This is a genomic window from Streptomyces sp. UH6, assembly GCF_013421635.1.
Taxonomy (GTDB): Bacteria; Actinomycetota; Actinomycetes; order Streptomycetales; family Streptomycetaceae; genus Streptomyces; species Streptomyces abyssomicinicus.
In genome coordinates this window covers 1-1139 of record NZ_JACADT010001370.1, presented here as the reverse complement: position 1 = coordinate 1139, position 1139 = coordinate 1, and the positions used below count along the sequence as shown (strand labels likewise).

Annotated in this window: 2 protein-coding genes and 1 pseudogene; 2 read left to right on the top strand and 1 reads right to left on the bottom strand. The window is 74.5% G+C overall.

Annotated features, from left to right (window positions below; genetic code table 11):
- Positions 1 to 135 (top strand): annotated as a pseudogene (locus HW445_RS33970) (ROK family protein); the annotation flags it as partial.
- 176 nt (positions 136 to 311) lie between these two features.
- On the opposite strand, the gene rpmG reads toward HW445_RS33970, so the two are convergent.
- Entirely contained in the window at positions 312 to 476 is a 165-nt protein-coding gene (gene rpmG, locus HW445_RS31955) for a 50S ribosomal protein L33 (RefSeq protein WP_151772389.1), read from the bottom strand.
- Between the two features lie 93 nt (positions 477 to 569).
- On the opposite strand from rpmG, the gene HW445_RS31950 reads away from it, so the two are divergent.
- Positions 570 to 1139, top strand: a 570-nt coding sequence (locus HW445_RS31950; RefSeq protein ID WP_180224252.1) for a hypothetical protein, incomplete at its 3' end; no start/stop codon positions are given.

Genomic DNA, 1139 nt, shown 5'->3' with positions numbered 1-1139 from the left:
CGGACGGCCGGGCGGTCCTGCGAGGTGTCGGTCTCCCGGCTGGGCCCCGAGGGACCACTGCTGGGGGCCGCGCACTCGGTCATCCGCGGCGTCCTGGACGACCCCGCCTCGGTGGCGGAACGCGAGGACGCCTGAACGCCCGTGGTCACGGCCGGACCCGGGGGCACCGGACGTCCGCACCACTGCGCACGGCGGACGTGGCACACGAAGGACGCGCTTCGAGCGCTGCACGCGAGCGGCGCACACGAGGGGCGGCCCCGCCGTGCGGAGCCGCCCCTCGCTCTGTGCGTCCCGGTGCGTCCCGGTGCGTCCTAGCGTTCCTCGCGGAACAGGACGTGCTCCCGCGCCACCGGGTCGTACTTGCGCAGGACCATCCGGTCCGGGTCGCTGAGCCGGTTCTTCCTCGTCACGTACGTGACGCCGGTGCCGGCCGTGGACCTCAGCTTCACCACGGGACGCGCGGTACTACGTGCCATGGGACCTCCTTCCGATCTGGCCATGTCAACAGCACGGGCGGCGTCGGCATTCCCGCCCCTCCGCTGTCGGAGGCATGGGCCATGATCGGGACCATGAACCGGACGACCAGCGCCCACCACCCCCCGGCACCCCGGGAATGGCCGCGTCACGAGATGTCCGCAGCCCTCGCCGGCCTCGTCACCGGGTCGGGCATGTGGCAGGAGGACGCGTTCACCGGCGTCGCCCGTACCGCGGCGTTCCTCGACGGGACCTGGACCCCCGAGCCCGGTGCGGACGGCCCCCGGCCGGCCGGCGACGGCTCCTGGACCCGCTTCATAGGCCGCACGGACGCCGTCGCGCTGCGGGCGGCGGCTCCCTCCACCCGGCCACGTCACCGTGAGGTCCTGCTCGACTTCCTGGAGATGTGGGCCTCGACGCCCTTCGCCGACCCGGACCGCCACTTCAGGGTGGGCAGCCTCCAGGGGACGGACCGCCCCTTCGGCGTCCGTGACGAGCGGGGCGCCGCAACGAGCGTGTACTGGCCGGTCGACGGCCGGCAACGGTTCCTGGAGGCGCGGACCGCCGACGACACCGGCCCCGCGCTGCCCGGCGTGGTGATCCACTCGACGCGGACCCGCCCCGGCCGGTACACCCGTGACCGGCTCCTGGCGCTGGTCGCCGCG